Consider the following 18,786-nt stretch of genomic DNA (forward strand, 5'->3'; position numbering starts at 1 on the left):
ACGCCGGACGGCGTGCCGCCGGTCTCGTCCTCCATCCGACGTGATTCGGGCCGGCCGGCCGCACGCGCGCCGCGCCGGCCGACGCGAGGATCGTGCGTGTTTCCGGGGATTTCGTCCTGGTCGCCGCGGTCGCCCCGGGCCGCGCGCCGCGGATCCGGAACCGTTCTGATCAGGACCGCGCCGCGGCGCCGCCGCGGCGTGCCCTTCCCGAAACTCATGTCCGCGCCGACCCGAAGGAGTTGACACGACGCGGCGTCGGCGCGACGTACGCGGGTGCTGCCGCGTCCCCAAGCAAGGCTGCGGCAGGACGTTCGGTGCAGGTCCGACCGCGACAGGGGTCGCGGACATCGCCGCGCCGGCTCACGGTCGCGGCAGCCTGCGTCGACCGTGACGCACCCCCACCAGTCACGACGCGAGCGGGCAGGAGGACACATGCGCATGGTCGATCGATCCGGTTACGAGCTGTTGACGAATCCGATCCTCAACAAGGGGACGGCCTTCACCGAGCACGAGCGCGACGTGTTCGAGCTGCACGGCCTGCTGCCGCCGCACGTCGCGAGCCTCGACCAGCAGGTCCAGCGTCGCATCGCGGCGTTCCGCGAGCTGCCGGACGACCTCGCCCGCTACGTCTTCCTGCGCGGCCTGCAGGACATCAACGAGACGCTGCACTACGCGCTCTTGACCCGGCATCTCGAGGAGATGCTGCCGATCGTCTACACGCCGACGGTCGGGCTCGGCTGTCAGAAGTTCAGCCAGGTGTTCCGGCGTCCGCGCGGCCTCTTCCTCAGCCCGCCCTACAAGGATCAGATCGGCAAGATCCTCGGCCAGCGCCGCTTCGACAACGTCCAGGTTATCGTGGTGACGGACGGCGAGCGCATTCTCGGCCTCGGCGACCAGGGCGCCGGCGGCATGGGCATCCCGATCGGCAAGCTGTCGCTCTACACGGCGGCCGGCGGTATCGATCCCTCGCGGACGCTGCCGATCATGCTCGACGTCGGCACCGACAACCAGGCGCGGCGCGAGGATCCGCTCTACATCGGCTGGCGCCACGAGCGCCTGCGCGGCCCGGACTACGACGACTTCGTCGAGACCTTCGTCGACGCCGTGGCGAATCGCTGGCCGCACGTGCTGCTTCAGTGGGAGGACTTCGCCGGCCCCAACGCCGCCCGCCTGCTGGAGCGCTATCGGGACCGGCTGTGCACCTTCAACGACGACATCCAGGGCACCGCCGCGGTGGTCTGCGGAGCGCTCTTGTCGGCCGTGCGGGCCGCCGGTCAGACGCTGAAGGAGCAGCGCATCGTGATGGCTGGCTCCGGCGGCGCCGGCTCCGGCATCGCCGCGCTGCTGGTCAAGGCGATGGTCGAGGACGGCATGCCCGAGGACGAGGCGCGGCGGCGCTTCTATCTGCTCGGCAGCCGCGGCCTGCTGCTCGAAGGCAGCAACCGGCTGCAGCCCTACCAGGCGCCGTTCGCCCACACCCGCGAGCACGTCGCCGGCTGGACGGTCGAGAGCCGCGAGGCGATCAGCCTCGAGGAGGTGGTCCGTCACGTGAAGCCGACCATGCTGATCGGCACCAGCGGCCAGACCGGCCTGTTCAGCGAAGGCGTCGTCCGCGAGATGGCGAAGCACGTCGCCCGGCCGGTGGTGTTCCCGCTGTCGAATCCCACCTCGCAGAGCGAGGCGGTGCCGGCCGACGTGATGGCCTGGACCGAGGGGCGTGCCGTGATCGGCACCGGCAGCCCGTTCGCGCCCGTGCCGGTGAACGGCCGCGCCGTCCACATCGACCAGGTCAACAACTCCTACATCTTCCCGGGCATGGGGCTCGGCATCGTCACGGCGCGGGCGCGCCGCGTCACCGACACCATGTTCCTGGCCGCCGCCCGGGCGCTCGCCGACATGTCGCCGGCCCGCACCGATCCGAACGGCACGCTGCTGCCGCCGGTCGATGCGCTGCGCGAGGTCTCGGCCAAGGTCGGCGTCGCGGTCGCGCTGCAGGCCTACAAGGAAGGGCTCGCCCCCGGCTTCGACCCGGGCCGGGCCGAGGAGGCGGTGAAGGATCAGATGTGGGAGCCGCGCTACGAGTCCTATCGGCGCGCCGGCTGACCACCGGACGCCCGGGCCCCGCGGGTCCGCCCGCGCGGGCGCGTGCGACGACAGCTTCGCGGGTGCGCCGGCTGCTGCCGGTGCGCCCGCGATGTCCGCCGCATCGGATGGCCGCGCGGCGGGTGCCGCCGTCCGGCCTCACCGCTCGATCGTGAACTCCCAGTCGGCGAAGCCGTAGGTGTTGCCCTCGGACGGCGGGAAGACGCCGCTGGCGATGTAGGCGCGCACCAGGCGCTCGATGATGACGCGCTCCTCCGCGGTCGGCGCCTCGACGATCTGGCTCGGCGAGCGGTCTTCGGGGAGCTCGATTTCCGCCGCGACCTCGATGGCCACGCCGACGGCCGGATGCAGGCCGTGATGCTCGATCCAGTCGCGGGAGATGTAGGCGACGTCGCGCAGATAGTTGGGCCGGAGATGTTCCACGTGTCCTCCTATGTCGGCATTCGGTGCGGCCCGGACCGTCGCCGGTCGCGCCGCCCGGTCGGATCGCCGCCGCGTTCGGCGGTACCCGCCCCCTGACACAAAGGTGCCGTGCCGAGCCGTGACGAACTCCGGCCCGGGGCACGGAGCGGCGACGAGCACGACACGGCGGCGCACATCGCGCGTCCGTCATGTCCATGCGTCACCGTCGCAGGGGTCCGGCTTCTTGCCCTGCTGATCCGTCGGTCCGTCGCCGTCCCGTCTCGCACCGTGCAACAGCCGATGCGTCTCGGCCGTCGCGCTGCTCCACTGCGGCTCGGGCGATCCGCATCCGGACCGCGCTCGCCCTCGGCACCGATCGTCCCGCGATCCTTCGGATCGCATCGTGCGTCGCGGCCCGGCCGCAGCGCACAATTCACGTCACATCTGCACAAAAAAACCGCAGGAGCCGATAGCATCCTGCGAGTGTCGGGATACAGGAAAGACGTAACTCCCGGTATCCGTGAGACCACCGAGGCCGATCAACACACGATTGTCACGCGCGGTCGCTTTCGGCGCGACGATTCTTCTCACGTCCGCGCGCGGTTCCGGAACCCGTCGCGCCCATCGTCCTTCTCACGTCGCTCCTCACGTCGGTCTCGCCTTGTCGTGACGACGGCGGATCGTCTCACGACACGGACCGGTGACTCACGACGGCGCGCGATCTGGTGCCGGTCGTCCGGAAGCGACGCGGCGCGATCCGGCCGCGTGTTCTTGACCGGTTCGGGGCGATCGTCTATGCAACGCGAACGTCGGTAGAAGCGGTCAGCTGAACATTATAACACTTGCGCCTCCCGAGCGCCAGTGACGGTTCAGTCGGAGATTGCTGACAGACACGTGGAATTCGCAGCTGCGAGTTCCGATCTCGTCGCAACCCGTCTCGACCGGACGCTCGCCGTGCCGTCCATCAAGGTTCGTGATCGTCGCGTGCTGCGTGCCCGCGTGCCGTGCGTCCGCCCGGACGCCGCGCGGCGCCGCCGCGACTCGGCCCGTGTCCCGTCCCGCCTGCGACCCTGCGATCCGCAAGGAGTGATCTGATGATCATCGATATCAGCTGCTACCCGACGAATCTCGTCGACCTCGCCTGGCGGCACGACGGCGAGCCGTTCACGGGCGAGCGCCTGCTGAAGATGATGGACGGCCCGTACTGGGTGAACGGCAAGCCGCGCCGCGTCGACAAGGCCTTCATCCAGCCGCCCCAGGGCAACACGCTCTACACCGACGGCGTGCTCGAGAAGGCCGGGCGCGAGGGCATCGACGAGTACATGGCCTACACGCTCGAGCTGACCCGCAAGTATCCGGACCGGTTCATCGGCTGCTTCGTCTACAACCCGCGCTACGGGGTCAAGAACGGCGTCGAGGCGATCGAGCGCTACGTCAAGCAGCACGGCTTCAAGATGGTGCAGTTCCAGGCGAACATGCACTGCTACCGCCCCGACCGCGCCAAGGACTGGCTGCGCCCGGCGATGGAGAAGTGCGCCGAGCTCGGCGTGCTGGTGAAGGTGCACACCGGCGACGGCCCCTACTCGATCCCCAACGAGTGGACGCCGATCATGTACGAGTTCAAGACCGTGAACTTCATCATGGCGCATTTCGGCGTGCAGACCGGCGGCGTCTACTGCTTCGAGCCGTTCCAGCTCGCCATGGACAACCCGAACATCTTCTGCGAATCGGGCTGGTGCCTGCAGTCGCGCATCGTCGAGTTCTCCAAGGATCTGCCCAAGAACAAGATCCTGTTCGGCACCGACACGCCGCCCAACGAGCCCGGCATGTGGCTGCGTCATCTCGAGGTGCTGTGCACCGAGCCGCCGCAGGGCCTCAACCTCGACGAGGAGACGCTCGAGGACTATTTCGGCAACAACGTCGCCCGGATGATCGGGCTCGAGCCGACCGCGCCGCCGCGCACCCGCGAGGAGGCCGAGGCCTACCTCGCCGCCTGCAAGCAGCGCGAAGCGGCCTGACCAATTCCGGAGAGAGCCCGATGATCATCGACACCCACCTGCATCCCACCAACCTGGTCGACGAGGCGTGGCGCCACACCGGCACGCCCTTCACGGGCGAGCGCCTGCTGAAGATGATGGACGGCCCCTACATGATCAACGGCAAGCCGCGCCGGATCGACATGGGCTTCATCCAGCCGCCGCCCGGCAACACCGGCTATCGCGACGGCAACCGCATGGGTCGCGAGGGCATCCGCGACTACATGAGCTACATCGCGGAGCTGTGCCAGAAGTATCCGGACCGCTTCATCGGCAACTTCACGTTCAACCCGCGCTGGGGCCCGGAGAACGGCGCCGCCGAGCTCGAGTTCCACGTGAAGGAGTACGGCTTCAAGATGCTGAAGCTGCACGCCAACATGCACGGCTACCGGCCCGACCGCGCGCTCGACTGGCTGCGGCCCGCGATGAAGAAGTGCGCCGAGCTCGGCGTCGTGGTGCTGATCCACACCGGCGACGGCCCGTACACGATCCCGACCATGTTTTATCCGGTGATCCGCGAGTTCCCGATGGTGAACTTCATCATCGGCCACTTCGGCATCCAGACCGGCGGCAACTACTCGTTCGAGGCGTTCTGGATGGCGATGGACACGCCGAACGTCGTCTGCGAGACCGGCTGGTGCTTCCAGTCGCGCATCGTCGAGTTCGCCAACGAGCTGCCGCGCCACAAGCTGGTGTTCGGCACCGACTCGCCGCCGAACGAGCCCGGCATGTGGCTGCGCGAGCTCGAGGTGCTGTGCTCGCCGCCGCCCCACGGCATGAATCTCGACGAGGACGGCCTCGAGGACTACATGGGCAACAACATCGCCCGCATCTGCGGCATCCCGACGACGCCGCCGCCGCGCACCCAGGAGGAGGCGCTGGCGCGTCTGAAGGACACCTACGCCATGGTCGAGCCCCGGCCGGTTCCGGCCTGATTCTTGATTCCTGTCCAGGCGGCGGACGAGGGGACATCCTCGCCCGCCGTCTCCCTGTCCGGCGCGCCGCCCCATGCATCCCTTCGCCTATTTCGAGCCGAAGACCCTCGACGAGACGATCGCGCTCCTGTCGCAGCACGGCCGCGCGGCCGATCTGATGGCGGGCGGCACCGATCTCCTGGTCGAGATCAAGGAGCACATCCGCCGGCCCGCCGCCGTCATCAATCTCAAGACGATTCCCGGGCTCGCGGAGCTCGCCTGTGACGCCGCGACGGGCCTGCGCATCGGCGCCCTGGTCACGGTCCGTACCATCGAGACGTCGCCCGCCGTGCAGCGGCTCTATCCCGCGCTCGCCGGGGCCGCGCGAGAGATCGGGTCGATCCAGATCCGCAACCGCGCCACCGTCGTCGGCAATGTCTGCCGCGCCTCGCCCTCCGCCGACACGCTGCCGCCGCTGATCGCGTTCGGCGCGCATGTCGAGATGGTCGGCCCGGCCGGGACGCGCAGCCTGCCGCTCGAGGCCTTCTTCACCGGTCCCGGCAAGACCGCGCTCGGCGCCGACGAGGTGGTGACCGCGATCGTGCTGCCGCCGCCGGCCGCGCAGGCCGGCTCCGACTACATCAAGCACGGCCGTCGTCGCGCCATGGAGCTCGCGACCGTCGGGGTCGCCGTCTCGCTGCGCCGCGACGGCGACGTCTGCCGCGACCTGCGCATCGTGCTCGGCGCCGTCGCGCCGACGCCGATCCGGGCGCGCGCCGCCGAGGCCCTGCTCGAAGGCGTGGCGCCGGACGAGGCGACGGTCGCGGCCGCCGGCCGCGCCGCCCGCGACGAGGCCCGGCCGATCAGCAACGTGAGGGCGAGCGCCGACTACCGCCGCGCCATGGTGGCGGTGCTGACGCGCCGCGCCGTCGCCGCCGCGTGGGAGCGAACCGGCCGGGAGATCCAGCCATGACCACCGCGACCGTCCCGGTCACCATCACGATCAACGGCGAGCCGCGCGAGCTCGGCGTCGCGCCCTCCCGCACCCTGCTCGACGTGCTGCGCAACGAGGCCGGCCTGACCGGGACCAAGAAGGGCTGCGACGTCGGCGATTGCGGCGCCTGCACGGTGCTGCTCGACGACGTGCCGGTGAACTCCTGTCTGGTGCTCGCCGTGGAGGCGAACGGGCGCCGCGTGACCACGATCGAAGGCATCGCTCCGGATCCCGACCGGCTCCACCCGCTGCAGGAGAACTTCATGGCGCTCGGCGCCTCGCAGTGCGGCTTCTGCACGCCCGGCATCATCGTGATGGCCAAGGCGCTGCTCGACCGGAATCCGAACCCGACCGAGGAGGAGATCCGCTTCGGCCTCGCCGGGAACATCTGCCGGTGCACCGGCTACACCAAGATCGTCGAGGCCATCCAGGTGACGGCGCGGCAGATGGCCGCGGACGCCGGGAAGCCTGCCTGAATTCGATGCAGACGCCGCGATTCGATGCCGCGCCATGCGCCGGCGCGGCTCGTGAAGGCCCGTGAATCCGGGTAGTCTGCGTCGTGAACAATGGCATGTCGCTTGCCTGCAAACGCGGCAGCGGATCCCCGTCGGGATCCTCGGGAGAGCGTGAGACATGATGAAATCAGTTCTTGCCGGAGCCTTCGCCGCGCTGGCCGCCGCCGCGTCGGCCGTGCCCGCAGCCGCCGACACCGACATCAAGTTCGCCCTGGACTGGAAGTTCGAGGGACCGACGGCGCCGTACTTCGTCGCCATCGACAAGGGCTACTACAAGGCCGAAGGGCTCAACGTCACCATCGACACCGGCGCGGGCTCGGTCTCGGGCATTCCGCGCGTCGCGGTGGGCACGCATCAGCTCGGCTTCTTCGACCTCAACTCCGTCGTCCGCTTCCGCGACCAGAATCCCGAGAAGGACATCAAGGTCGTGATGATGCTGTACGACCGCCCGCCCTTCGCGATCGGGACGCTGAAGAAGACCGGCATCGCCAAGCCGAAGGACCTGGAAGGCAAGATTCTCGGTGCGCCGGCCGCCGACGGCGCCTTCGCGCAGTGGAAGGCCTTCGTCCAGGAGAACGGCATCGACGAGTCGAAGGTGAAGATCGAGAACGTCGGCTTCCCGGTGCGCGAGCCGATGCTGGCCGACGGAAAGGTCGACGCCATCACGGGCTTCACCTTCTCGATGCACTTCAACCTGCTGCAGAAGGGCATTCCGGCCGACCAGATCCGGATGCTGGTGATGTCGGACCACGGCCTGTCGCTCTACGGCAACGGCATCATCGTCAATCCGGACTTCCTGAAGAACAATCCGGAGGCCGTGAAGGGCTTCATCCGCGCCACCATCAAGGGCCTGCAGGACACCGTGAAGGATCCGGCCGCGGCGGTGAAGTCGGTGATGAAGCGCTACGAGACCGGCGACGAGAAGACGGAGCGCGAGCGCCTCGAGCTGGTGCTGCGCGAGCACATCGTCACCCCGTGGGTGAAGCAGAACGGCGTCGGCGACGTCGATCCGGCCCGTCTCGCCAAGTCGGTCGAGCAGATCGGCGTCACCTACACGTACAAGAACAAGCCGTTCGCCATCGACGTGTTCACCAACAAGTACCTGCCGCCGGCGGCGGACCGGAAGCTGTGAGAATGTGATTGTCGGATGCGCGCGTCCGGTCTCGGGCTCACCTCTCCCCAGCGGGGAGAGGTCGGACCGCGGAGCGGGCCGGGTGAGGGGGTGCCGAGGTCTCCATCGGCGTCCTGACCCTTCACCCCGGGCGCGCACTGGCGTGCGCACCCGACCCTCTCCCTCCGGGAGAGGGTCGGGGCGCCGCAGGCGAGGTTACCGAGGATGATGCCATGACTTCCGTGATCGGCAAGAGCGTCAAGCGCACCGACACGCTCGGCAAGGTGACGGGCGGGGCCGTCTATGCCGGCGACGTGGTGCTGCCCGGCATGCTGCACGGGAAGACGAAGCGCGCGACGGTCGCGCACGCGCGGATCGAGTCGATCGACGTCGGCAAGGCGCTGGCGCTGCCCGGGGTCAAGGCGATCCTCACCCATGCCGACGTGCCGCGGGTGCTGCACTACGGCTCGCCGCATCCGCGCTCCGCCTCGGTGACGCAGGACCAGTACATCCTCGACACCAAGGTCCGATACTACGGGGAAGGCGTCGCCGCGGTCGCCGCCACGTCCGAGGAGATCGCCGAGCTCGCCTGCGAGCTGATCGAGGTCGCGTACGAGCCGCTGCCGGCCGTGTTAACGGTCGAGGACGCGCTGAAGCCCGGCGCGCCGTCGATCCACGACGTCGGCCCCGGCGGCAACCTGGTGCTCGATCCCTTCGTGATCACGCGCGGCGACCCGGAGAAGGGATTCGCCGAGGCCGACCTGATCGTCGAGGGCGAGTACGGCATGGGCCGGCCGACGCCGGCCTACATGGAGCCGAACGTCTGCGTCTGCCAGTGGGATCCGCTCGGCAAGCTCACCATCTGGACCTCGACCCAGAGCCCCTTCATGGTCCGCGGCACGCTCGCCGAGGTGCTGGGCCTGCCCCTCAACAAGGTGCGGGTGCTGGTCGACCACATGGGTGGCGGCTTCGGCGCCAAGCAGGATCTCTTCCAGCACGAGTTCCTGTGCGCGCTCCTGGCGCAACGCACGCGGCGCCCGGTGCGCATGGAGTTCACCCGGAAGGAAACCTTCCTGGGCGGCCGCACCCGGCATCCCGGCACGGTCTGGATCAGACAAGGGTTCCGGCGCGACGGCACCATCACGGCGCGCGAGGCCCGGGTGGTGTTCAACAGCGGCGCCTACGGCTCGCACGGTCCGGGCGTGACGGCGGTCGGCACCGCGGCGCTCACCTCGCTGTACCGCTGCGAGAACGTCCGCCTCGAAGGCCGCTGCGTCTACACCAACACGCCGATCGCCGGCGCCTTCCGGGGCTACGGCGTCGTGCAGACCTATTACGCGCTCGACATCCTGATGGACGAGGCGGCCGAGACGCTCGGCATGGATCCGGCCGCGCTGAAGCTCCTCAACGCGGTGCGCGAGGGCGACATCGCGCCCTCCAATCATCCGATCACCGGCCACGGCCTGGAGGACTGCATCCGCCGCGGCATCGAGGAGACCGGCTGGGCCGCCCGTGGGTCGCGCCCGCCGGCGAAGCAGACGGGCCGGCTGCGGCGCGGTTGGGGCATGGGCTGCGAGATGCACGGCTCCTCCGCCTATCCGGGCATCAAGGAGCAGGGCAACGCCGTCGTCCGCATGAACGAGGACGGCTCGGTGACGCTGATGACCGGCACCACCGGCCTCGGCACCGGCGCCCACACGGCGCTCGCCCAGATCACGGCCGAGGAGCTCGGCGTGAAGTTCGAGGACGTCGCCGTGGTGCACGGCGACACTGATGTGGTGCCGTGGGACATCGGCGCCTTCGCCAGCCACACCACCTTCATGGCCGGCCGCGCCTGTCAGATGGCGGCCGCGCAGGTGAAGGCCAAGGTCCTGGCCCGCGCCGCCGACCGGCTGGAAGTGTCGGCGGCCGACCTCGACATCCGCGACAGCGTCATCACCGTGAAGGGCGTGCCCGGCATGTCGATGACGGTGCGCGACGCGATCGCGGCCGAGAAGGGCATCCCGGCACCGCAGCTCCTCGGCGAGGGCAGCTACCACCCGACCAAGTCGTATTCCTTCGCGGCGCATTTCGTCGAGGTCGAGGTCGACACCGAGACCGGGCAGGTTTCAGTTCTTCAGGTCGTGCCCGTGCACGAAATCGGAAAGATCATCCATCCGATCGCGGCGGCCGGGCAGATCGAGGGCGGCATCCAGCAGGGCATCGGCCACACGCTGAGCGAAGACTTCGTCGTCGACCAGCGCGACGGTCGCCCGCTCAATGCGAGCTTCGTCGACTACAAGATGCCGCTCGCCATGGACATGCCGCCGATCCGGACCATCATCCTGGAGACGGCGCCGTCCGACGGCGGGCCGTTCGGCGCCAAGGGCGTCGGCGAGGACCCGATTATCGCCATCGGCCCCGCCATCGCCAATGCGATCTACGACGCGATCGGCGTGCGCTTCCGCCACTACCCGATCACGCCGGAGCAGATTCTCGCCGCCCTCGCGGACAAGGACGAGGCGCAGGCGGCGTGACGATCTCTCTCCGTCACCCTGAGGTGCCCGGCGCAGCCGGGCCTCGAAGGGCGACGGCCCGCCGATCCGGGGCCGCATCCTTCGAGGCTCGACCTGCAGTCGAGCATCTCAGGACGGGGCTCTGAGTCAGGAACGATCGATTTCCAGCCCTGCCGGGTGAGACAATGACCGAAGCGACCAACACGACCCCCGTGCCCGTCACGATCCTCACGGGCTTTCTCGGCGCCGGCAAGACGACGCTCCTGAACTACATCCTCACCGAGCGGCACGGCCACCGCATCGCCGTGATCGAGAACGAGTTCGGCGAGGTGAACATCGATTCCGGTCTCGTCCTCACCTCGGAGGAGGAGATCTACGAGATGACCAACGGCTGCATCTGCTGCACGGCGAGCGTCCGCCAGGACCTCATCGAGGTGCTGCAGAAGCTGATGGCGCGTCGCGAGAAGTTCGATCACATCCTGGTCGAGACCACCGGCATCGCCGATCCGACCCCGGTCGCCGCCGCCTTCTTCGTCGACGCCGAGGTGGCGAGGCAGGTGAGCCTCGACGGCATCGTCACGCTGGTCGATGCGATGCATATCGGCCGGCATCTCGACGACCCGGACCTGCACGGCGTCGACAACCAGGCGGTCGATCAGATCGTCGCCGCCGACCGGCTGATCGTCAACAAGGTCGACCTCGTCGACGAGCCCGAGCTGCAGTCGATCGAGACGCGCATGCGCGGCCTCAACGCCACGGCCGAGATCATCCGCTCCAGCTACGCCAAGGTGGAGCTGGAGAAGATTCTCGGCATCGGCGCCTTCGACCTGTCGAAGACGCTCGCCGCCGACGAGCAGTTCCTCGACGTCCACCATCATCACCACGAGCACGACCCCGGGCTGGAGACGATGTCGTTCGTCGATCCGGGCGCGTTCGATCGGGAGAAGCTCGAGGCGTGGCTGCGGGCGTTCCTGGCCGCGCACGGCGACGACGTGTTCCGGCTCAAGGGCATCGTCGCGATGGCCGGCGACCCGCGCCGCCACGTCATCCAGGGCGTCCACCGCCTGATGGAGATCCGCTCCGCCGACCCGTGGGGCAAGCAGCCGCGCTCCTCGCGCATCGTGCTGATCGGCAAGAAGCTCGACCGCGAGGCCGTCACGGCGGGCCTGCGCGGGTGCCTGGCGGGGTAGAAGAGCCGGTCATTCCGGGGCGCGCGCGACAACGCGCGAACCCGGAATCCAGCGGCCCGCAACGAGATTCTGGCTGGATTCCGGGTTCGCGGCTTTGCCGCGGCCCGGAATGACGAAGGCTACAGCACCGCGGCGGCCTGCTTCAGATCCGCCACCAGATCGTCGATGTGCTCCAGGCCGACCGAGAGGCGCAGCGTGCCGTCGGTGATGCCGAGAGCGGCGCGCTCCTCCGGCTTGAAGCGCGAATGCGTGGTCGTCGCCGGATGGGTGATCAGGCTCTTCACGTCGCCGAGATTGTTTGAGATCGAGACGAGCGTCAGGGCGTTCTGGAAGCGGAACGCGCCGTCCTTGCCGCCCGTCACCTCGAAGGCGATCAGGGTCGACGGGCCGCTCATCTGCCGCGCGATCACGTCGGCCTGCGGGTGGTCCTCGCGCCCCGGATAGATCACCTTGGTGACGCCCGGAATGCCGAGCATCGCGTCGGCGAGCCTGCCGGCGGTCTCGGCCTGGCGGGCGATGCGCACCGGCATCAGCTCCAGGCTCTTCAGCAGCACCCAGGCGTTGAACGGCGAGATCGACGGTCCGGTCATCCGCAGATAGAGCTGGATGCGCTCTTCGATCAGCGCCTTGGAGGCGAGGATCGCGCCGCCCATGCAGCGGCCCTGGCCGTCGATGTGCTTGGTCGCCGAGTAGACGACGACGTCGGCGCCGAGCGCCAGCGGCCGCTGGTAGAGCGGCGTCGCGAACACGTTGTCGACGATCAGCAGCGCACCGGCCTCGTGCGCGATCGCCGCGATCGCCGCGATGTCCAGCACCTCGAGGGTCGGGTTGCACGGCGTCTCCAGGAAGAACACCGTGGTGTTCGGGGTCGCCGCGGCCTTGCGCCACTGGTCGAGGTCGGTGCCGTCGACCAGCGTCGAGGTCACGCCGAAGCGCGGCAGCATCTCCTCGATGATCCAGCGGCACGAGCCGAACATGGCGCGCGGCGCCACCACGTGGTCGCCGGCCTTGACGAGGCCCATCAGGGCGCCGTTGACGGCCGCCATGCCGGTGGCGACGGCGCGGCACGCCTCGGCGCCCTCCAGCATCGCCAGCCGGTCCTCGAACATCGAGATCGTCGGATTGCCGTAGCGCGTGTACTGGTAGCCCGGATCCTCGTTCTTGAAGCGCGCCTCGCAGGTCTCGGCGCGGTCGTAGACGAAGCCCTGGGTCAGGAACAGCGCCTCCGACGTCTCGCCGAACTGCGAGCGCAGGATGCCGCCATGGACCAGGCGGGTCTCGGGATGGAGATGGGCGTCCGGCGCGGGCGGGCCGGGCGGCTGGGCTTTGCTGTCGAGCATCGGATGCGGATTTCGTCTGGCCGGGGCGTCGGGGGACCGGGGCCGGGGGAGGGGGCGGCCGCGGCGCGGAACGCGACGGCCGGTTCGCCGCCATAGAGCACATGCGGGCGGCCGCGACCAGGGCCCGGGCGGTGGCCGCCGGCTCCCGAGGCGTTCTCCCCGCCCGTGGCGAGGCGCAAGGAATTTCTTCTGTCTCGGCCCCGGATAGAACCTCTTTGCGAATTTCGTCGCCGATATTGCGCTGCGTAGAAAAAGTATCTTTCTCCGCGGGGAGACGTCCCGAGCCCTCCATCGGAGCCCCCCATGTCCGCTGCCCCGTCGCCCTTCGCCCGATCGGGCGCCGTGTCCCGCCGCGCCCTGCTGGCCGGACTGTCCGCTGCGGCCCTGTCCGTCACGGCGGGGCGGTCCGGGCCCGCCTCCGCCCAGGCCGCGCCCGTGAAGCTGCGCATCGGCGTCATCCCGATTCTCGGCGCCGCGCCGATCTTCGTCGCCGACAAGGAGGGCTGGCTGAAGCGGGCCGGTCTCGACGCGACCTTCACGATCTTCGAGTCCGGCCCCAACATGATCCAGGCGCTCGCCTCCGGCACCATCGACGTCTATGTGGCCGGCGTCGCGCCGCTGATCGTCGCCCGCTCGCGCGGCATCGACGTGCGGGTCGTCACCGCGACGGCCGTGGAGGAGATGACCTTCGTCGCCACCGGCAGGCTCGCCCGCCATTTCGCGCCGGGCGTCTCCACGGCCGAGGCGTTCAGGCGCCATCGGGCGGCCGCCGGCGCGCCGGCCCGGCTCGCCACCCAGCCGGCCGGCTCGGTGCCCAACACCACGCTGCAGCACTGGCTGTGGGAGGTCGGCAAGGTCGACAGGGCCGACGTCACCGTGGTGCCGATGGGCATCGACGCCACCCAGCAGGCCGTGCTGGTCGGCGCCGTCGAGGGCGCGACGGTGCGCGAGCCCGCCGTCACCATCATCCAGGGTCGCGATCCGGGCATCAAGCTCGTGGCCCTCGGCGGCGAGATGTTCCCGGGGCAGCCCGGCACCGTGGTGGCGGCGACCGGCGCGTTCCTCGACAAGCACCCGACGCAGGCGCAGGGCCTGGTCGACGCGATCGTCAAGGCCGTTCGGCTGATCCAGGAGGAGCCGGCCCGCGCCGCGCCGCACATCGAGGCGGCGCTCGGCAAGGGCATCACCGACGTCGCCACCATCCGCAAGGCGCTCGCCTCGCCGGCCTCCAGGTTCGTCGCCGATCCGCGTGCCATCGTCGACGCGACCGCGGCCATGCAGCGTTATCAGGTGACGCTCGGCTCGCTCGACAAGGAGCTGCCGCTCGATGGCCTGTTCGAGCCCGGATACGTCCTGAAGGCGGCGGCGAGCCAGTAGCGAGCGGACAGCGGCGAACTTCCACACCCGTCATGCCCGGCCTCGTGCCGGGCATCCACGCCTGCAGCATCTGCCGCCCGCAAGGTCGTGGATGGCCGGGACGAGCCCGGCCATGACGAAGACTGCATGTGCGGCGATGGAATTCTCGACGTGGGCTTTCCGGTCCGCCTCTCCAAGTATCTCCTCCCGCCCCTCGGCCTCGCGGCGTTCTTGGCGCTGTGGGAAGCCGTGCCGCGGCTCGGGCTCGTCAACCCCGCGTTCCTGCCGCCGCCGAGCGTCATCCCGGCGGCGTTCATGCGCGAGCTCGCGTCCGGCGTCTGGGCCTCGGCGATCGCCTCCAGCCTCGGCCACTACGCCATCGGCCTCGTGGTCGGCGCGGCACTCGGCGTCGCGCTCGGTGTGCTCACCGGCATGTATCGCGGCGCGGAGCACGTTTCGGCGTGGATCGTGCGCGTGCTGCGCCCCGTGCCGGGCCTCGCCTGGGTGCCGTTCGCCATCATCTGGTTCGGCGTCGCGCCCTCGGCCGCCGTGTTCATCATCGCGGTCGGGGTGTTCTGGATCGTCTACTTCGCGGCGCACGGCGCGGTGCGCGCCGTCGATCGTGATCTGATCGAGCTCGCCGACGCCTTCGGGTTCCGCTCCGGACCGCAGCGTCTCGTCAAGGTGCTGCTGCCGGCCGCGACGCCCGGCATCCTGGTCGGCCTGCGCACCGCGCTCGGCCAGGCCTGGATGGCCGTGGTGGCGGCGGAGATCTTCGGCGTGTTCGGGCTCGGTCAGCGGATGATGCAGGCGTCGAGCCTGCTCGCGACCGACATCGTCGTCGTCTACATGCTCACCATGGCGGGCCTCTACGGCCTGGTCGACAGTGCCTTCGTGGCCCTGCAGGGATGGGTGCTGCGATGGAGAGCGTGATCGCGCTGCGCGGCCTGTCGCTGACCTTCTCGCGCGACGGCGTCGACACCGAGGTGCTGCAGACCGTCGATCTCGACGTCCGCCGCGGCGAGCTTTTGGCCATTGTCGGTCCGTCGGGGGTGGGAAAGTCGACGCTGCTGCGCGTCGTCGCCGACCTTGCGAAGCCCTCCGCCGGCACCGTGGCGGTGGCGGGCGCGGGTCCTGGGCGGCGACCGGTCGCGCTGGTGTTCCAGGACGCCCGGCTGATGCCGTGGCGGCGCGTGATCGACAACGTCGCCTTCGGGCTCGAGCATCGCGACGTGCCGCGCGCCGAGCGACGCCGGCGCGCGGTGGCGGCGCTGGACGTGGTCGGCCTCGCCGATCTCGCGCGGCGCTGGCCGCACCAGCTCTCCGGCGGCCAGCGCCAGCGCATCGCCCTCGCCCGCGCGCTGGCCGTCGATCCGGCCGTGCTGCTGATGGACGAGCCGTTCTCGGCGCTCGACGCGATCACGCGCGAAACCCTGCAGGACGAGCTGATCCGCATCCGCGAGAAGACCGGCAAGACCATTCTGTTCGTCACCCACGACATCGACGAGGCGACGTATCTCGCCGACCGGGTCGTGGTGCTGGCCGGCACGCCGGGCCGCATCGCCGCCACCCACGTGATCACGGCACCGCATCCGCGGCGGCGCACCGATCCCGGCCTCCAGCACGTCGCCCGCGCCGTGCGGGCGGACCTGGAGGCGGACGTGTCGGGGGGCGCCGGCATCTGAGCCTGCGACCAATTGCGACCGCCGTTCACCGTCTCGTGTCCGCCCGTGAACGCGACGGGCGGTGACGCGCCGCCGCTCCCGTTCTAGATGGTGGTCGACCCCGACGGCGGCGCTGCCGCCCCGTGGGCGGGAACCCGGGCGCTGCCAGCCGGTTCTCGATGAACGGCCGGTATCGGGTTCGCCTCAGGGGGGCCCGGGCGGCCGCTTCGACCCCGACCAGCGGAACCAGCATGAGCATCACGGCCCTGACGCCGCGCCGCGGCGCCTCCCCGCCTTCGGACCCATCGGGGCGGGAACCGTCGCCCGCGGCGGCGACGCGGGCGGTCGGCCTGCGCGCCGCCTTCCGCAGCGTGCGGGCCCATACCGGGGCACTGGCGGGGCCGCTGTCGGCCGAGGACCAGGTGATCCAGTCGATGCCGGACGCGAGCCCGACCAAGTGGCACCGCGCCCACACGACGTGGTTCTTCGAGCAGTTCCTGCTGGAGCCGCACGTGCCGGGCTACCGGCGCTTCGACGAGCGGCTCGCCTATCTCTACAACTCCTACTACGTGGCGGCCGGACCGCGGCACGCCCGGCCCAAGCGCGGCCTGATCACCCGGCCCGACGGCGCCACCGTCGCGGCCTACCGGGCCCATGTGGACGCCGCGGTCGACGCCCTGCTGGCAGACGAGACGGCGCTGCCTCCCGGGATCGCCGGCATCGTCGAGATCGGGCTCAACCACGAGCAGCAGCATCAGGAGCTGATCCTCACCGACATCCTGCACGCCTTCTCCGAGAACCCGATCGCGCCGGCCTACGATCCCGAGTGGCGCTGGCGCGCGGCGGCCCGGGCGCCCGGCACCCTGTCGATTCCCGAGGGCATCCACACCATCGGCCACCAGGGCGACGGCTTCTCCTACGACAACGAGGGGCCGGCCCACCGCGCCCTGGTCGGCCCGGTGGCGATCGCGCGCGGCCTCGTCACCAATGGCGACTGGCTCGCCTTCATGCGGGACGGCGGCTACGCCAACGCCGCCCTGTGGCTCTCCGACGGCTTCGCCGCCGTGCAGCAGGAGGGCTGGCGGGCGCCCGGCTACTGGCGCGAGCAGGACGGCCGCTGGGAGGTGATGACGCTGGGCGGCCTGCAGCCGGTCGATCCCGCCGCGCCGGTCTGCCACGTCAGCTACTACGAGGCCGACGCCTTCGCGCGCTGGGCCGGCCGCCATCTGCCCGCTGAATCGGAATGGGAGGTCGGCGTCCGCAGCGGAGAACTCGCCGATGCGTTCGGCGTTGTCTGGCAGTGGACCCGCAGCGCCTACGCGCCCTATCCGGGCTATCGCGCGGCCGACGGTGCGCTCGGCGAGTACAACGGCAAGTTCATGGTGAACCAGATGGTCCTGCGCGGCTCGTCGCTCGCCACCCCGCCGGGCCACGCCCGCACCACCTACCGCAACTTCTTCCCGCCCTCGGCGCGCTGGCAGTTCACCGGCGTGCGGCTGGCGAGCTTTCCGTCCTGACGCGGCCGCGCCGATCCGCGTATCGAGCGACGAGGACCCCCGATGACTGCTCATGTTCGCCTGCCGCGTACGATCGCTCCCGACGACACGGCGCGCCACGCCTTTCTGGTCGACGTGATCGACGGCCTCTCGGCCGATCCGAAGCGGATTCCGCCGAAATACTTCTACGACGAGCGCGGCTCGCAGCTGTTCGAGGCGATCACCCGCACGCCCGAATACTATCCGACCCGCACCGAGACCGGCATCCTGACCGCCGAGGCCGGCGCCATCGCCGCCTTCGTGCCGAAGGACGCCGCGCTCGTCGAGTTCGGCGCCGGGTCGCTGACCAAGGTCCGCCTTCTGCTCGGCGCCGCGCCGGTGAAGACCTTCGTGCCGGTCGACATCTCCAGCGCGTTCCTGCAGGACGCGGCGCAGCGGCTGTCGCGTGAGATCCCCGGCCTGCGGGTGGTGCCGGTGCCGGCCGACTTCACGGCGCCGTTCGCGCTGCCGGCCGAGATCGCCGCGCTGCCCAAGGTCGGCTTCTTCCCGGGCTCGACGCTCGGCAATTTCGAGCCGCACGAGGCGGCGGCCTTCCTGCGCCACGCCGGCGCGCTGCTCGGCCCCGGCGCCCGGATGATCATCGGTGTCGACCTGGTGAAGGATCCGGACGTCCTCACCCGCGCCTACAACGACGCCGCCGGCGTCACGGCCGAGTTCAACCTCAACCTGCTGCGCCGGATCAATCGCGAGCTCGGCGGCAATTTCGATCTCGGCGCCTTCTGGCACCGCGCCGTCTACAACCGCGAGCAGCTCCGCATCGAGATGCATCTCGCCAGCCGCACCCGCCAGCGCGTGCGTGTCGACGGCCGCTGCTTCGAGTTCCGCCGCGGCGAGACCATCCACACCGAGAGCAGCTACAAGTACACGGCGGAGCTGTTCCGCACGCTGGCCACCGGCGCCGGCTGGCGCCTCGCCGAGACCTGGACGGACCCCGAGAGGTGGTTCGCCGTGCACGCGCTGGTGCGCAGCTGAGAGGCGACGCGACGGCAGATCGCCGTCCAGTCCGCTCGTCCCCGCGAAGGGGCGGCAACGACGCGTGGTTCTGGAGTCCCGCTTTCGCGGGAATGCGCGGAATTCCGGGCCCGGCGTGGTCGCGATGACGATCGCGAC

Annotated in this window: 15 protein-coding genes; 13 read left to right on the plus strand and 2 right to left on the minus strand. The window is 70.1% G+C overall.

Features of this window, described 5'->3' with window-relative positions; translation table 11 throughout:
- Positions 1 to 438 precede the first annotated feature (438 nt).
- Complete coding sequence (locus tag J2S22_RS03620) at positions 439 to 2,103, plus strand: NAD-dependent malic enzyme (RefSeq protein WP_272775801.1); 1,665 nt, start codon at positions 439 to 441, stop codon at positions 2,101 to 2,103.
- A gap of 138 nt (positions 2,104 to 2,241) precedes the next feature.
- Here the strand turns inward: J2S22_RS03620 and J2S22_RS03625 are convergent, their stop codons facing one another.
- Positions 2,242 to 2,526: a hypothetical protein gene (locus J2S22_RS03625; RefSeq protein ID WP_272775800.1), complete on the minus strand. Its 285-nt coding sequence runs from the start codon at positions 2,524 to 2,526 to the stop codon at positions 2,242 to 2,244.
- A 1,073-nt stretch (positions 2,527 to 3,599) separates the two neighbouring features.
- Here J2S22_RS03625 and J2S22_RS03630 point away from each other — a divergent pair.
- The 7 genes from J2S22_RS03630 to J2S22_RS03660 all read left to right on the plus strand — a co-directional run bounded on the left by J2S22_RS03630 (position 3,600) and on the right by J2S22_RS03660 (position 11,760).
- On the plus strand, positions 3,600 to 4,523 hold the full coding sequence (locus J2S22_RS03630; protein ID WP_272775799.1) for an amidohydrolase family protein: 924 nt from the start codon (positions 3,600 to 3,602) through the stop codon (positions 4,521 to 4,523).
- 20 nt (positions 4,524 to 4,543) lie between these two features.
- Positions 4,544 to 5,476 (plus strand): amidohydrolase family protein, encoded by a 933-nt coding sequence (locus tag J2S22_RS03635; protein ID WP_272775798.1) that lies wholly within the window; start codon positions 4,544 to 4,546, stop codon positions 5,474 to 5,476.
- Positions 5,477 to 5,549: 73 nt separating this feature from the next.
- Positions 5,550 to 6,428 carry an FAD binding domain-containing protein gene (locus J2S22_RS03640; protein ID WP_272775797.1) on the plus strand — a complete coding sequence of 293 codons (879 nt, stop codon included), beginning with the start codon at positions 5,550 to 5,552 and terminating at the stop codon, positions 6,426 to 6,428.
- The gene (locus J2S22_RS03645; RefSeq protein ID WP_272775796.1) at positions 6,425 to 6,925 is read left to right on the plus strand and encodes a (2Fe-2S)-binding protein; all 501 of its coding nucleotides are present in this window, start codon (positions 6,425 to 6,427) and stop codon (positions 6,923 to 6,925) included. The genes J2S22_RS03640 and J2S22_RS03645 overlap by 4 nt, the downstream gene beginning before the upstream one ends.
- 157 nt (positions 6,926 to 7,082) lie before the next feature.
- Positions 7,083 to 8,096, plus strand: a complete 1,014-nt coding sequence (locus tag J2S22_RS03650) for an ABC transporter substrate-binding protein (protein WP_272775795.1) — start codon at positions 7,083 to 7,085, stop codon at positions 8,094 to 8,096.
- Positions 8,097 to 8,308: 212 nt separating this feature from the next.
- Positions 8,309 to 10,591, plus strand: coding sequence for a xanthine dehydrogenase family protein molybdopterin-binding subunit (locus J2S22_RS03655; protein ID WP_272775794.1), 2,283 nt, complete (start codon positions 8,309 to 8,311; stop codon positions 10,589 to 10,591).
- A gap of 164 nt (positions 10,592 to 10,755) precedes the next feature.
- Positions 10,756 to 11,760: a CobW family GTP-binding protein gene (locus J2S22_RS03660; RefSeq protein WP_272775793.1), complete on the plus strand. Its 1,005-nt coding sequence runs from the start codon at positions 10,756 to 10,758 to the stop codon at positions 11,758 to 11,760.
- Between the two features lie 119 nt (positions 11,761 to 11,879).
- Here the strand turns inward: J2S22_RS03660 and metZ are convergent, their stop codons facing one another.
- The gene (metZ, locus tag J2S22_RS03665) at positions 11,880 to 13,100 is read right to left on the minus strand and encodes an O-succinylhomoserine sulfhydrylase (RefSeq protein WP_272775792.1); all 1,221 of its coding nucleotides are present in this window, start codon (positions 13,098 to 13,100) and stop codon (positions 11,880 to 11,882) included.
- A gap of 303 nt (positions 13,101 to 13,403) precedes the next feature.
- Between metZ and J2S22_RS03670 the strand changes: the two genes are divergently transcribed.
- The 5 genes from J2S22_RS03670 (at position 13,404) to egtD (ending at position 18,648) form a co-directional block, all read left to right on the plus strand.
- Complete coding sequence (locus J2S22_RS03670) at positions 13,404 to 14,477, plus strand: ABC transporter substrate-binding protein (protein WP_272775791.1); 1,074 nt, start codon at positions 13,404 to 13,406, stop codon at positions 14,475 to 14,477.
- A 126-nt stretch (positions 14,478 to 14,603) separates the two neighbouring features.
- A complete protein-coding gene (locus tag J2S22_RS03675) occupies positions 14,604 to 15,389 on the plus strand; it encodes an ABC transporter permease (protein ID WP_272775790.1) in 786 nt (261 codons plus the stop codon).
- A complete protein-coding gene (locus J2S22_RS03680; protein ID WP_272775789.1) occupies positions 15,377 to 16,141 on the plus strand; it encodes an ABC transporter ATP-binding protein in 765 nt (254 codons plus the stop codon). The genes J2S22_RS03675 and J2S22_RS03680 overlap by 13 nt, the downstream gene beginning before the upstream one ends.
- 230 nt (positions 16,142 to 16,371) lie before the next feature.
- The gene (egtB, locus tag J2S22_RS03685) at positions 16,372 to 17,637 is read left to right on the plus strand and encodes an ergothioneine biosynthesis protein EgtB (RefSeq protein WP_272775788.1); all 1,266 of its coding nucleotides are present in this window, start codon (positions 16,372 to 16,374) and stop codon (positions 17,635 to 17,637) included.
- A 42-nt stretch (positions 17,638 to 17,679) separates the two neighbouring features.
- Positions 17,680 to 18,648: an L-histidine N(alpha)-methyltransferase gene (gene egtD / locus J2S22_RS03690; RefSeq protein WP_272775787.1), complete on the plus strand. Its 969-nt coding sequence runs from the start codon at positions 17,680 to 17,682 to the stop codon at positions 18,646 to 18,648.
- Positions 18,649 to 18,786 lie beyond the last annotated feature (138 nt).

The organism is Rhodoplanes tepidamans (assembly GCF_030813915.1).
GTDB classification, from domain to species: Bacteria; Pseudomonadota; Alphaproteobacteria; order Rhizobiales; family Xanthobacteraceae; genus Rhodoplanes; species Rhodoplanes tepidamans.

Bases quoted from the DNA above. Each gene is read 5' to 3' on its own strand.
- J2S22_RS03620 (WP_272775801.1), top strand. From the start codon at position 439: ATGGTCGATCGATCCGGTTACGAGCTGTTGACGAATCCGATCCTCAAC.
- J2S22_RS03630 (WP_272775799.1), top strand. From the start codon at position 3,600: ATGATCATCGATATCAGCTGCTACCCGACGAATCTCGTCGACCTCGCC.
- J2S22_RS03640 (WP_272775797.1), top strand. From the start codon at position 5,550: ATGCATCCCTTCGCCTATTTCGAGCCGAAGACCCTCGACGAGACGATC.
- egtD (WP_272775787.1), top strand. From the start codon at position 17,680: ATGACTGCTCATGTTCGCCTGCCGCGTACGATCGCTCCCGACGACACG.
- J2S22_RS03650 (WP_272775795.1), top strand. From the start codon at position 7,083: ATGATGAAATCAGTTCTTGCCGGAGCCTTCGCCGCGCTGGCCGCCGCC.
- J2S22_RS03675 (WP_272775790.1), top strand. From the start codon at position 14,604: ATGTGCGGCGATGGAATTCTCGACGTGGGCTTTCCGGTCCGCCTCTCC.
- J2S22_RS03660 (WP_272775793.1), top strand. From the start codon at position 10,756: ATGACCGAAGCGACCAACACGACCCCCGTGCCCGTCACGATCCTCACG.
- J2S22_RS03655 (WP_272775794.1), top strand. From the start codon at position 8,309: ATGACTTCCGTGATCGGCAAGAGCGTCAAGCGCACCGACACGCTCGGC.
- egtB (WP_272775788.1), top strand. From the start codon at position 16,372: ATGAGCATCACGGCCCTGACGCCGCGCCGCGGCGCCTCCCCGCCTTCG.
- J2S22_RS03680 (WP_272775789.1), top strand. From the start codon at position 15,377: ATGGAGAGCGTGATCGCGCTGCGCGGCCTGTCGCTGACCTTCTCGCGC.
- J2S22_RS03670 (WP_272775791.1), top strand. From the start codon at position 13,404: ATGTCCGCTGCCCCGTCGCCCTTCGCCCGATCGGGCGCCGTGTCCCGC.
- J2S22_RS03645 (WP_272775796.1), top strand. From the start codon at position 6,425: ATGACCACCGCGACCGTCCCGGTCACCATCACGATCAACGGCGAGCCG.
- J2S22_RS03635 (WP_272775798.1), top strand. From the start codon at position 4,544: ATGATCATCGACACCCACCTGCATCCCACCAACCTGGTCGACGAGGCG.
- metZ (WP_272775792.1), bottom strand. From the start codon at position 13,100: ATGCTCGACAGCAAAGCCCAGCCGCCCGGCCCGCCCGCGCCGGACGCC.